Annotated in this window: 7 protein-coding genes; 1 reads left to right on the forward strand and 6 read right to left on the reverse strand. The window is 44.4% G+C overall.

The features are described 5' to 3' along the window. Positions 1 to 5: 5 nt before the first annotated feature. Together L4D74_RS06685 and L4D74_RS06690 are read right to left on the reverse strand one after the other, a co-directional pair. Positions 6 to 950: a TerC/Alx family metal homeostasis membrane protein gene (locus L4D74_RS06685; RefSeq protein WP_428751347.1), complete on the reverse strand. Its 945-nt coding sequence runs from the start codon at positions 948 to 950 to the stop codon at positions 6 to 8. Between the two features lie 510 nt (positions 951 to 1,460). Next, positions 1,461 to 2,039 (reverse strand): hypothetical protein, encoded by a 579-nt coding sequence (locus tag L4D74_RS06690; RefSeq protein ID WP_428751348.1) that lies wholly within the window; start codon positions 2,037 to 2,039, stop codon positions 1,461 to 1,463. A gap of 271 nt (positions 2,040 to 2,310) precedes the next feature. On the opposite strand from L4D74_RS06690, the gene L4D74_RS06695 reads away from it, so the two are divergent. Then, positions 2,311 to 4,761, forward strand: coding sequence for a metallophosphoesterase (locus L4D74_RS06695; RefSeq protein ID WP_428751349.1), 2,451 nt, complete (start codon positions 2,311 to 2,313; stop codon positions 4,759 to 4,761). 99 nt (positions 4,762 to 4,860) lie between these two features. Here L4D74_RS06695 and L4D74_RS06700 read toward each other — a convergent pair whose 3' ends face one another. The 4 genes from L4D74_RS06700 to bcsA are packed head-to-tail and all read right to left on the reverse strand — an operon-like array spanning position 4,861 to position 14,350. Then, a complete protein-coding gene (locus L4D74_RS06700; protein ID WP_428751351.1) occupies positions 4,861 to 8,442 on the reverse strand; it encodes a cellulose synthase subunit BcsC-related outer membrane protein in 3,582 nt (1,193 codons plus the stop codon). Next, positions 8,442 to 9,563, reverse strand: a complete 1,122-nt coding sequence (bcsZ, locus tag L4D74_RS06705; protein ID WP_428751352.1) for a cellulose synthase complex periplasmic endoglucanase BcsZ — start codon at positions 9,561 to 9,563, stop codon at positions 8,442 to 8,444. The genes L4D74_RS06700 and bcsZ overlap by 1 nt, the downstream gene beginning before the upstream one ends. After that, positions 9,556 to 11,793 (reverse strand): cellulose biosynthesis cyclic di-GMP-binding regulatory protein BcsB, encoded by a 2,238-nt coding sequence (gene bcsB / locus L4D74_RS06710; protein WP_428751353.1) that lies wholly within the window; start codon positions 11,791 to 11,793, stop codon positions 9,556 to 9,558. The genes bcsZ and bcsB overlap by 8 nt, the downstream gene beginning before the upstream one ends. A gap of 10 nt (positions 11,794 to 11,803) precedes the next feature. Then, positions 11,804 to 14,350 (reverse strand): UDP-forming cellulose synthase catalytic subunit, encoded by a 2,547-nt coding sequence (gene bcsA, locus L4D74_RS06715; protein WP_428751354.1) that lies wholly within the window; start codon positions 14,348 to 14,350, stop codon positions 11,804 to 11,806. Between the last annotated feature and the right edge of the window lies 1 nt (position 14,351).

Consider the following 14,351-nt stretch of genomic DNA (forward strand, 5'->3'; position numbering starts at 1 on the left):
CCATTCTAATCTATTGCTTTAGGCAAATTACGCTCATGATACAGCGACGCTAATGTTGCTAGTAGCATAGTGACAAGTATAACGCTGAGTGATACCCATGTTGGTATCGCCCAAGCGCTGCCTACCAATAACATTTTGATACCTATAAAAACCATAACGAATGACAATGCTGGCTTTAGGTACACAAAACGGTTCATCATACCTTCCAGTACAAAATACAATGAGCGCAGACCTAACAAAGCAAAGACGTTCGCTGCTAGTACCAAGAACGGCTCTCTGGTGACAGCAAAAATTGCTGGGATAGAGTCAAGTGCAAACAACACATCCATAAACGCGATGACACCGATAACAATAAACATTGGCGTAAATACGCGTTTACCATTCTCTATTACCGACAACTTATTCTCACGATAATCATCTGATACCGTAAAGAGCTTTCTGATAATTCGCTCTGGCAAAGGATTAATCTCATCTTCACCATGATCTCGTGCTAACTGTATGCCCGTCCAAATTAAAAACGCCGCAAATAAGTACATGACCCAGTGGAACTGAGCAAGAAGCTGTGCCCCAACACCAATCATGATAGCGCGTAAAACCAGTGCACCAATTACGCCCCATAGCAACGCTCTTGGTCGCAAATGAACTGGTACTGTGTACTGGTGGAAAATAATCGCGAATACAAACAAGTTATCGATGCTTAGCGATTTTTCCAGTAAGTAACCCGTTAAAAACGCAACGGTTGCCTTTTCAGCACTGTAATCACTACTTGGTGCGTAAACATCCCAATAGAAGTAAATCGATGCTGCAAAAACAAACGCCAACAGGAACCAAAAACCACTCCAAAGTGCAGCTTTGCGAATGGTGATGAGCCCACCACGGGTTTGGTAAATATCCAACGCAACTAAACCTAGCGTTAGTACTAGAAATGAAAGATAAACAGATAAGGGCATAAGTCCTCCAGGCAGAAGGACGATGAGTGAGTGTCGACCTTCCGCAAACCAATATACACCCGAGTGAAAATGCTCACTCGAACTTTGATTGCGTTGGTCTCGTCAAAGCACACAAGGTGCTCTTATTTGCCGGATAAGCATTGGCTTAACGAGATGACGACAAATAATTTAGGTGACTACTCCCCAAAACGAGCGGATTGTATGCCTGAATTTGTGGGTTGTCTATTGGTTTTTTAGAAAGATTTTTTCGAGGGCCAGAAATGCAAAACCAGCAATTAAGATTGCCGGTTCACTAGTGGTTTTTACAAATTTTATAGCATTGATTAATTTATGCTTTTTCTCTATCCGTTGTTTTTTGATTGGTTTCTTTCCAATACTGGATACGACAACGATGAAGTCGAGCACGTCTCATTTTTTTCATGGGTTAACTCCTTCTCTACTCTACGCATTCCAAGTTACTTACGTTATGTAACAGTGAAATGACAACCGTAAGACTATTGTGTGACAACGTTAGAAAGCTGGATTCGAAATCCATTCGAGCGAAATCTGCTCTTTGTCACTTTTCATACAGAGCTTTTCTGCAATGAACCTATTCTGAATCTCATTTTTATGAATCCAGGTAAACAGTTTAGAGTCGGAAATGGGATGTAAGTTCAAAAATTCAACCAGTTTCTTATCCACTTCATTTGAAGAATGATTTTTCAGCGATTCTGGTACGTTAAATTTTTCTTGGCCAATCGTCACTTCTTCCAGCTGATAACTATCAATACGAAGGTTATAAGGAATGCGTGTGTAATGGTATGGCGTCATATCGGCTGTGAATTTAATGTGAGTGACCTGCCCTTTCGCAAGGTGTATTTCCGCATTCATTGGAACGCCGCGATAATCCAAATCAAACCCACAATAATATTGATGTTCCGTTTCGCCGCAGTCATAGACCTCCATCAATGCTTCAACATCCTTTAAGCTAGTAACCTCTACATGTCCTGCGATGAAGTCATCGATCCAACTCGCTTGCACAGGAAAAGTGACGGTAAAGCATAACAACGTAGTGAGAAGTAACTTTGTTAAATGGCGATTGTTCCGCATATGTAGCCTACTCCCCTGTCAAAGTCTGATTGTTATTTGCAGGCTATCTTGCCCTACTTACTTCGTGGCTAGTTGATACTTAAGCGGCTTAAGTCCGTCATTTTTCTCACTGCTAGGTCACTGAATTTTCGATAATTCCAGATATAGATGTCACTATATCACCACACCATCGTTTACTTCGCAGTTTCGCAGAAAATTATTCCTGATTCCGTTCTGAATAATTGATGACTCTGATAGAATTCACCAGTCCTATTTAAACTCAAAAGAAGTCATGAACGTTCGTCAACACTCTCTTTCTATTCTGATTGCCTGCACTTTGCCGCTGATTCTCACCGCATGCAATAGCGATGACACCGTATCACTCGGGGATATTATCCCTCCAGCCCCTGTTAAAACCTTTGGGCCAGAGTGCGACGTGTCAGCCACGTCTCAAACCGTGCGGTTTATTCACGTCGCCGATCTTCATGGACATTTCGGGTTCCAAGAAAAGTACTACAGCAAAATCAAAGCGATACACAACCAAGCCCTTACCGAGCAACCTTACACGCTATTTACCAATGGCGGAGATGACTATGAAAAAGGGTCTGTCGCCGAGCAACTATCGCGAGGAGACGCGACGCTGGAAGCGACCCAAGCCATGGCTTTCGACTATCGTGTTATCGGTAACCATGATTTTGCCTGGGGACCAGAACAATTAATTAAGTACTCCAAAGATGATGTTGCAACTGTACTGGCTTCAAATACCGAGTATTACGGCAACGATCCGCAAGGATTTGACGGTATTAACTTTGCCATTGCTCAAGTTGGCTGTATCAAAATTGGCTTTTTTGGCATGACATCCGGCCCATGGAACGAATTAGATCAAGAAATTAAGCCTCAAACCGATTTTATTCCAGATTTTCGGATGCGTTGGGATTGGAACGATCGAGCAAGGCAGTTAATCAGTGACTATGCTCAAGATGTTGACTATATGATTATGCTCAGCCACTTAGGCTTTGGTACTGATAAAGCCCTGGCCACCTATGTTGACGGCATTGATTTGATTCTGGGAGGACACTCGCACACCTCACCTGACGCTGAGTTAGTCAATAAGACCATGGTGGTTCTCCCGGATTTTAACGCCAAAGGCTACACCGATATTGAAATCACCTTTGACCTCAATGATAAGTCAGCGGTGATAACCCAACCTATTGTCAGCACTGACATTGAGCTCTCATCAAGCGTAGATAGCACAACACAACACAAAATCGACGCAATTCTTGGTCGCTACGCGCCAGATGCCCATACCGAAATCGCCGTATCAAAAAGCCAGCCTACTCGCACACAAATGCGCGATATCTTGTATAACGCTATGCGCTCTTTTACCAATCCAGAGACTCAAGAGTATTTTGAAATAGATGCTAGCATTCTTGATGAAAACGAAATCGAAGACAGCGAAATCTGGGCTCCAGGTTCACTGACGCAAGAGCATTTCCACCGCTCCTACCCAATTGAGCGACAACCCGCTAACACACCCGGATTTAGCGCTTTATATCAAGTTCAGGTCTTGGGGTCAGAGCTTAAACTCATGGTGAATGCAAGAAATGAGCTACAGTACAACGGACCTGCAATCGATGACATAAACGACCAACAGGTGTACAAGGTCGCCTTATTCAAATCTGCGGCTTGGAATCCGGAGCTGTTTTTTAATGCTGACTATTACCAAAAAGAAGACGCAGTGTTAATTGCAGAAGCGTGGCAAATTTACGACGTTTACGCGCGAAATAGAACAGCAAACTGCCAATTTATCGATTCAGACGACCTGCTTTATAGCTGTGATAACGATGTCATTAATGCGACGACAATCTGGAACTTCAATGACCCGGCTAATATTTTTGGCGGCGAACAGAGCCAACTATCATCACTATCACTACACACCAATGACAAGGCTTCCGCTGACTGTGATAGCGCTATTATGTCGTGTGGCACAACGGCATCATTTGGCATCCCTTCCCTTCCTGATGGCTCACAAGGCAATGTTATTAAGCTTGAAGCGCTTATCGCCGATGATAACGGCGAGATGCTGCTAACAACATCCCATGCTGCTAACGGCGACTTCGCATCACAAGATCTCATCTCTAATTACACCTTAGTCTTTGACGTTCTCTGGCCCGACAGCAGCAGTAATGAATATCGAGCGATCCTTGATGCTAATGACCTCAACAACAAGGTCGAAATATATTTAAATGAAAGCAACCAGTTAGGGTTATATTCACAATATGCTGGTACGTTTGACGCCAATACTTGGTACCGAATTGCATTGGTTTTTTATGCCTCAGAGGCGGGTGATGTGGTTTACAAACTCTATGCGGATGGAAAGTTTATCTCAACCATGAGATACAGCGCTGGCGAAGGGTACAAGTGGGCAATGAGCAAAGATAAGCTGCGTTTATTCACCGATACCGAATATCAAAAGTATGAAGCTGAACCCGTTTATCTGAACGCTTTACTTTATACACCAAGGCCCCTTACCGATTCTGAAATCGCGAGCATGGGCCCGGTTAAAGGTGCATTGACCTTCACGCCCTCAGTTCGAGCGCTAAATCAAACCGTTGAGCGATACTATGAAAATGCGCCCGAAGACTGGGCACACAAATGGATTAATCAGCGTGCTAAGTTTATGAAACCCGGTCAAAAACCATCAGATACTCAAGGTATATCACAGCCAATACGCCTTAATTAAGCACCTCTATTAAGGCGGTGGCAGATGGTTCAATTAAGTTGAGTTTAAACAACTAGGTTGAGTCAAAACAACTAGGGCTATGATTATTTTGAATCAGCCCTAGTAATAACTCGAGTAAAGTCTTAATGGGTCAGGTTGCAGCTCCGCACGTTGCCATGCTGGATCAAAGTGATATTTGAAATAAAGGTTAAACAAGCTCGGCTGATAGTCACTGGAGAATTGCTGAGAAAGGTAACCCACCAATGTCCAATGATCACTCATTTTATATTCTGTATAAAGCTGCAAGGCACTACTTACGCCTGAGCTTGTTGACGCACTTCCGTCGAGTCCATATGGGGCATCAAAGCTTGCGTTGGACACAGACAAGGTACCTCTCGCACCATATGTCCAATCGTAATTAACCCGTCGGTAATAAGAAACGGGCAGTGACAACGATACATAAGACTGTGGGCTGTAATAATTACCATGGCCAATCACGACTTCATTGACGTTTTTGTCATAACCCATATAAAACACTGAACCGCCAAGTGACAATGATTCATCATTACTACTGATCAGGTTGTAATAGCCCCCAAACATTCCAGATAAGCGATCATTATCTGCGACATTTTTACCCGTCAATTGATGATATTCACCATAGCCCCAAAAACCATAAGGACGCCCATCGTTCCATGACGCGCTGACAGTTCCCCCCGTACGTGTTATTCCCCCAAACTCGGTGACATTGCCACGACGGTCAGCCACTTCAAGACCCGAGTAAGAAATAAGGCTGGATGTCACAGGTCGTTTACTCAGGCTGCCACGCACCGAAACGTCTCCCAATGACACTGTTCCTTCCACTCCTCCTACCCAATCGTTAATACGAAAACCCATAGGCGTTGTGCCTAAATCGGCACGCCATTGGTCCGCTTCCCAACCAATTGAAAATGCTTGCCCAACGCGGTCGCGCTCAAAGCTAACACCCTCATTATAATAGGTAAGCTCACCACTATTGAGGTAAACAGATTCAGTTCGAAGCTTTAAATGACCATCCCAGTCAGGCATAGCGATGCTAAGTTCAAGCGGTGCGGTAAGAAATGTGGCGCCATTGGGTACCGAGTTGAACTCAGTACCAAACATAACATAACTTTGATTTCGCTCTCGAAGCACATCTAACGTTGAAATAAGATCATTCGTCATCCACTGATCATCGGCATTTCGATAGGCCGCTCTCATTGTACGGACGTTGGCGAGTTCATGGCGCTCTTTATCATCAAGAAGCAAACTCTTTTCCGCATAACGCTGTACAAGGGCATGATTGTCTATCTCATTGGCTTCTTCCTCTAGTCGCCAATAATCAAATGCCGTCAGCGTTTTTTGCGTCGAATGATTGTTGAAAAAGTTGATATACGCTTGATTATTCGTTCTTATTGCTGCAATTTCAGCGGTCAAGAACTGCTCTTTTGTCAGCTGAAATACATTATCCGCAGAAGCTTTAATTAACGCTTCTGCATGCTCGGGGGACTGCTCTACGAGTGAAAGGTATCGCTCCGAACCTAAATCAAAACCATCATTGATCAATTCAACGTAAAGCGCTGTCGCTTTCCCTGCTTGGTTATTGGCAAGGTAGCGGTCTGCGTTAAACGCCTGTTCTCGCTCATTGATAACCGATACGTTTATTTCTCGGTTGTGCACTTGGCTATAAACGGCGTGATGGAGCGCGGCTTGATTGAGGTCAAAGCTCACTTGAGAATAAAGAACAAGCTCGTAATCTTGCAGTTGGCTAACATCCACCGAGGCTAGCGCTGTATTCGCCTGATCTTGATACCCAAATTCGTTCCACAGCACGATTGCAATCGGCAAGTTTTGCTTAGAAAGGCGGCGAATATAGGGTTCAATAACTTGGTCATTAGCTTGTTTGTTTCGTACCACCTGACGGTGATATTCAAGCGTAATTCGAGTGAAGGTGGCTTGCTCAGACGGCGTTAAATTTACATACTTATTCTCATTAACAACACCGTACGCCTCTTCCCAGCGATTTTGTGAAACCAAAAACAATGAGTAAGCGTGGCTGTGTTGAGCATCCTGATGCTCAATGTAAGCGTTACGCATCGTTCGGTTGGCTAATTCAGGTTGACCTAAACGAAGTAACTGCTCGGCAATATCTTTTTTCAACCAAGGTAAATTCGCTGTACTTGCCACGACATCTTGAAACAATTTTGATTGCGCTAACGTAGGGGATAAAGCGTCCACGACTTTCAACCGGTTCAATATAACGCTGTGCTCAACACGCGCAGAAAAAGCGCGTAGTGCTTTACGCTGCTGCGACGATAACGTATTAAGGGCGAGCATTTGACCTTCCACACCAAGATTCGGGCGATACGTTTCAACCCAAAGTTCAAGTGCGCTGGTGCTTAACGGCTCTATCACTATAGCTTTTTTCGCCCACTGATTGGCCTGTTCTAGCTCGCCTTTGCTGCGTAATATTTGCCCTTTGAGCACATAACCCAGAGCAATGCTTTCATCCGTTTTTAGCGCTCTATTAATATAGGCTTCCGCCTGAGTAAGATTCTGCTCAACAATCGCTTGACGCGCCAAGTCAATCGCTTGCCAATACTCGATTGAACGCTTCTGAGACGAATAGAAAGCCGCTAAATCTGGATTGTCATCATTAGTCTCTGCTCGATGCAGATAGGCTAATGACGCTTTGTAATTACCACGTTGAAACTCATGTCGGCTCAGTGCTATCAGAATATCAGGTGAATTCGGCCACTTCTTATTGGCAGCTAGCAACGCGGTCAATCCCGACTGTGAATACTGACTGTTATCCACCTCTTTTAACGCACGTAGCTTTGCACGATAGCGGGGATCTTTTCGCAACGTCTTTTCCTGCGACCAACGATTGACCGCAGTTTCATATTTTTGCTGGATCGCTAAATCAGTAGGGTGATAACTGGCAACCCGTGAATAGGTGTCAAACCATTGTTGAGAAAGTGGCTGTGAATCGAGTTCATTTAGCCATAAACTGCTTGCAAAAACGCCAAGCTGAGCGTCATTCGCTAAGTCTTGATAAATGGCGATCGCTTGTTTTTCATCGTAATAACGAGCTAAATGACGTGCCAGCCGAATTCGGATCTCCCCCACATCTGGAAAAGCACTATCAAGTGCTTGATAGCCTTGCAGGGCTTCATCGGCACGCTCGGGAAAGGTGGATAATAAATCTAGATACTCAAGCTCATAGGTAATATCTGGGCGTTGGTCACCAAACAAAACATTAAAACGTGCTAGCGCGGCTTCATTCTGTCCACCTTTTTGCAGCAGGATAATTTGGTTAAAATCACTTTTGCGCTCAGCATTGACTAACAGGTAAGACTCGAATGCACGAATAACGTCTTTGTTGCTTTGCTTTTTCACCTTCATCAGCAGCGATGAAGCTAAGTCAGGCTGATCATTTCTCACCAACCAACGACCTTTTGCAAACAAGGCCTCGGGATTTTCCGGGTCAATGGCAAGCCAGCGCTCTACCGCAGAGAGTACTAACTCTTCGTCTTTTTTAAGCTCACCGATAACAATCTGATTTTCTAGCCAAGTTGGCGCAGATTGATAATAAATCACTGGCGCAACGGGTGTGGCACTTACAGAGATGACACTCGATAAAGCGAGTGTACATAAACCAACCGCAAGATGAGGCACTTTGACCATTATTCAGCCTGACCCGTAGATTGTGCGTTACTGGCCCAAGGTACAATCAATTCCCCCTTGGCATTAAATCGAAATTTGTCGGTATACCAAGCGGTGCCGAACATCGCCAACACATTGTTGTAGTATTCGTTATCTCTATCGGTAATGAGTTGTGTTTTCACCTCTAAGTTAAAGGTAGCAGCGAGTTCTGTCTCACCACTCGCGACCAAAAAGGGCAGCATTGCAGCGGTAAAACCAACGGGAGACGTACCTTGAGTCAAGCCACTATCTGCGTACGTCGTCAATGGAACTTGCTTATTTTTGCTAATCGACTTCGCCAAGGGCTGTAAAGAATGAAGCTGTTCCACCTGCCCTTCCATGTCTGAAGGCATCATACCAGCCCACAAATACGTACGAATGGCGTTATAGCTTCCTACCGACGTCGTATTGCTATCGTAAAAATACTGTTTCCCATCATAAAGGACCCAATCAGGGCTGACACCGTGTGACTGAGTTTGCAGTAGTAGCTCGACTGACCCTGCCCATAGTTCCTGCCAGCGTTTATCGTCGGATGAATAAGCAAACTTCGCCAGTAGCGGTAAGGGTACATAGCTAGGATTGAGCTTTGCGACAGACTCGCTCATGAAGCCCTTTTTGCCCGGAAGTAACTGACGAGTTCCTGCCGTTAAACTGACTGTTTCTTCAGCTAAAATGCGCAACGCTAATAAATAACCTACATTTTGGTAGTAGTCACTTTGCCACAGCCGCCCAGCCTCTATTAACGTATAAGCAATCCATAGATCAGAATCTGATGCTGAATTATCGTCCAGCACACCTTGATGCTTATTTTCACTTCCCCATAACCAAGCAGGCAAACGAGCAGTCAAATCACCTTCGGCAAGGTGAATACGAGTCCACTCATATAAGCGATCAAAGGTTTGTCGATCGTTTTCCACTAATGCAAAGAACAACGCATAAGACTGTCCTTCAGAGGTGGTGATCCGTCTGGGATCCGAGCCATCAATCACTCGTCCATTATCGATGATGTAGACCCTTTTAAATTCCTGCCACGCTGATAGGTCTTTCGCCCAAACGTTAGAAAAAGACAGCAAAAGAATAAAAGTAATAAGTAGCTTATTCATTGTGCTGCCCCGTAGATTCATTTAAACGACGTGACGCATAAGCTCTGAGTACTCGCCATATCACTAAGGTGAAACCCATGACCAGCAGTAACGCGACGATAACCATCAACATGGGTCTATCGGAGAAGTGATACCACACTAGGTCATATAAAGGGAGTGAACCAACAAAATAGTTATCCCCTATCTGATAACCGTTAATATCATATTTGGTAATGGCGACTGCCGAACCTGACAACTTGGCGCTGTTCTCAGCAAGAGCCTTTTGCAACAACGGGATCGAATGTTCATTACGAGCCGATAATACCGTCACCGTCCGGTTGGCCGTCAATGGCGATTCAAAGCTGGCCATTGACGCAAACTCTCCGCGGGTCGATAAATGCGTTGCTACCGTTGGAGATTGCCCGCTTAATTTCGCAAACCCGCGCGGTTTGGTTACTTCCGCTTTCACTGTTGCCGTCATAAATTGACCATCTTCCGATGAATTGACGTAGGCCAGTGACTCAGAGGCTAGTCCAAATTGAGAGGCTGACTGGATACCCAATACCAGAATATCCTTATCCGCTAGCTTAGCCTCATCCCATGTATCTAAAAGCGTATAGCGGTATGCCGGTAAACCCGTCTTCTTTGAAATAAAGCCAACGGTTTCTAACAGCAATTCTATTTCCTTGTTACTTGGTTGAGGCGTAATCACAATCGCGGTCTCAGATAGATCAGCCATTCTAGAATATGGAAAACCCGAGCTCGCAAACACTTGACTGTTTGGCATACGTATATAGTGAGGAAATCCTGAAAAATCGAGCGTTGAGTTACCATCTATGGCCGCATACTGTATTGAAGAAGAACTTCCCTGACACTCCCCTGCGACGCTTTTCGCTAACTCAAAATTAAAACCAACAGTATTGCTTGTCGCGACTTTAAAGCCTGGGACATTTACCTTTTTAGATTCGCTGAAGGACTCACTGCCTAGAACAGGAAGACGCCAAACCGAAACTTGTTGCGGATCAGTGTCATCAAGTGAGAAAGCTCGGACAAAACGATCGTTGACAGTAACACTCATTTTTGAGCTGGCTGTCCCCTCTTGAGGCGGTGAATGACGGAAGTTCAACTTCATCGGTATAGAATTGGCGTTCCAGGTAAATAGATCTGGAGGTAAGGTGAAGCTCACATTGATTGGCGCTAAATTAACGCCTTGTGTTTCAAGTTGGTAGTCGCCCTCAATCAACTCAGAAAATCTCACCGCCCTATCAGTTGGCAGCCAGTTGGGTGCATCGTAAGGTTTGCGTTGCTGTAAATTTTTCACCTTTTTCACATAGGCAACTTCCCCAGACATTAACTGATTACTTGAGGCCAGCCCTTTCACGGCCAATGACAGTTGTTGCTCATCCGCTCCTAGAAGCAATAACAGTTTAATATTTGGGTTTTCTGGATGACTCACCATCTGGATCGTCGGCTGTGTAATGTCAGGTAAATCTTTTAGAAATGCGGGTCTGGCATTATTGGTGGCAAACACGACGGCGTGTCGAGTTGGCAATCGATCGCTATAAACAGGAAACTCAATGTCTCGCCATTTTACGTGACTGGCAAAATAGCTGGCCACCGTCGACACGGAATGAACGTCCGTCAACGTTAAACCTTCTGGCACGACAAATGGAATAGTGACGTCATGAAAATCACGCGCGTCAAAAAACGGCGCCGGTAATAGACTTAATTCATTGGCTATCGCCAAACTACGCACATTAAGCTCAATTGAGCTTGCTGAACTAAGCTCCCACCAAAGCGCAGGATCGCTTCCGTCACTGCACATCGCGTCGATTTGACCGCTCAGTTCAAACTTTAGTTGGTTGTAATTCTTAAAAAAGCGACCGTCGAGTGCAATGGTTTGACTCTGCTTCTGAACAGAATCGTTATTACTGATTTGAACCACGTCCATCAGTTCATTATTTAGGAAGACTCGAACATGAGATACGGAGGCCTTGAGAGCGGGTGAAGGCAAAAACTCCAAATGTAGCGTTCCGCCAGTGATGACTTGATCGAGTCGAGAACCAAAACCAAGAAAAGCGGTACTTTGGTTGCCCCTCATCGCAATAGATGAGTCTCCAGAAATGTCCGCAAAAGTATATTCCACCTTACCATTAGACTGACTCGTTAGATCGGCGCTTGTCGCTGCAGCCGACAGTACCGATGAAATCATGCTCAATGATAAAATAGAGAGAGCTCGCATTATTTTCATTATTACTTTCCTAAGACGTCCATTTCGGTCTAAACGACACCAAAATCAAAATACACTTTTCCATTGCGAAATATGCCCGTTGAACCACCTTTGGGCTATAGTCCACTATTTTTCTAAATCCAATAACACTCACAAAAGCCATGCCTTTCAAACTTTCCAATGGCTTATCTTCATCGTATGATTTCTGCCATTGTGACCACGTGTCTGAACGAGCAAACGTGCACTGGATAAAGTGTTTCTCTTTTTCCAATGTCATCGGCATAAGTTGGGTACCTACCGTGCCGTTTCGACAAAATTTAATCTCACATAAAAACGATTCTGTAATGCCATAACGCTGCAGTGCCACATGAACTTTGTCGCCCACCATAAGCTTAATCTCTGGGTGTGTTTCAAAGCCGAGTCCGCCAAAAGAAAAGTCTTTTAGCTGAGCAGGGTAATGATGGCCATCTGCCGTGGTAAAAGAGATAGGGTAATCCACATCAATCCGATGCGTTTGACGAACTTGCTTCTCTTCTGCGGCTACCGCTAACGCAACTCCTAAAACAAACAAGTTATAAGTCGTCCAGAACAAGTTAACCAGCACCGTGGTCGTTTCAGTAAATTGATGATCAAATAGGCGATAAACCCCTACGCTCATACCCAGTAGATTCAACAGTAAAAGTGCGATGATCGGCTTACTAATGTTCCAGTCAAAGAAGCTCGATTTGATTAGTCCGCCCTTCGCCGTTACGTTAAATGAGCCTTTATTTGGCGCAATGAGTGCCACTGTAGTGGGGATAGCGATATACCAAGCAAGTACTGTTTCGTATACTTCACCCCAAAACGAATGACGATATTTACCCTGAATGCGCGAATTTGCCACATTAGCGTGAAAGATATGCGGCAGAACAAACAACACAATCGCGATGGCTGGTGCATAGATGATATAAGCATCAAGGAGCAAAAACGCCAGCGGTGCGACCATAAATACAAGGCGCGGAATACCACTTAAAAAATGCATCATGCCGTTTAAATAACAAAGCCGTTGCTGCCACTTCAGCCCACGGCCAAGTAATGGGTTATCAACCCGGAAAATTTGCGCCATACCTCTGGCCCAGCGAATTCTTTGCCCAATATGAGCGGATAAGCTATCCGTTGCTAAACCTGCCGAGATAGGCTCTTTCAAGTAAGCACTTCGATAGCCAAGGCGGTGCATTTTTAAAGCGGTATGAGCATCCTCTGTCACCGTTTCAACTGCTACGCCTCCAACCTCTTCTAATGGTTTTCGTCGCAATATGGCACATGAACCACAAAAGAAGGTTGCATCCCACATGTCATTGCCGTCTTGTATCAAGCCATAAAACAAGTTGCCTTCATTAGGCAGTTTTCTAAAGTTTGATAGATTACGTTCAAACGGGTCAGGTGAGAAAAAATGATGAGGTGTTTGCACCAATGCAAGCTGTTCATCTTTAAGAAAGGCGCCCATCGTCACTTGAAAAAACGCACGGGTAGGAATATGGTCACAATCAAATATTGCCACAAACTCTCCCGACGTCTGTGCTAACGCGTAGTTCAGATTGCCCGCCTTGGCATGCTCATTTTTTGGCCGGCGAATATACCCCACCCCAACTTGTTCAGAAAACGCTTGGAAATCATCTCGCTTACCATCATCGAGAATCACAATATTTAGCTTACTCTTAGGCCAGTCTATCGTTTTCGCCGCCAATACGGTTGCTCTTACGACTTCAAGTTCTTCATTGTAGGTTGGGATGAACAGATCAATAGTGGGCCATGTTTTCGTAGAGGACGGAAGCAAAATAGGTTTGCGATTCAGTGGCCAAATTGACTGAAAATAACTAAGTAGCAATACTATCCATGAATACGTTTCGGCTATGAGCAACACCAAACCGAGGATCATGTCTAAGTCTTTATCCCAATTAATCGTCGATGTATATCGCCACCATATGTAACGGCAGGAAGCGATCAGCGAAAGAATAATAAGAAGTAAGTTTGGAAGACGCCCCTTCAAGCCTCGGATAGAGAAAGCAATAACCGCTAACGTACCCACAAACACAACTTGAGCAGAGATAGAAAATGGGACGGTTAAGCACAATAGCGTGAGTAGAGAAAGGATGCCATATAACAGAGGATTTGGCAGTACTCGGTTCGCTCTCTTTTCTGAACCCATAGACTCTAGTTTACTATCAAGCAATGAAATAATGGCCTGAGTGAGATATCGCAACCCCGAAACACACTGATGCATCCCTGTTCCAATAACTCGTAGATGAGTAACAAAATGCCATTGCCCAAAGACAAAATTTTGTTTAACACATAACAGCCACAGTAATTGAATGCATACTCGGAAGTTATCTGAAGCTTTAAAGCGATCAAAGTTCACCTGAGGGAATGTCTTAGCCCAGGTTTTCCGAGTTAAAGGTCGTCGTAAAAATGCTACTGAGCACAAGTACAACATAAAAAGAAATAAGTGTCGGGTACTCAGCGAGTATTCGGGGATCTGTAACGATTCAGAAAACGCTCGATAAACTTCAGGGGAAACAAATGTCTTAGCTACAATCATC

The organism is Vibrio cionasavignyae (genome assembly GCF_050337155.1).
Lineage (GTDB): Bacteria > Pseudomonadota > Gammaproteobacteria > Enterobacterales > Vibrionaceae > Vibrio > Vibrio nomapromontoriensis.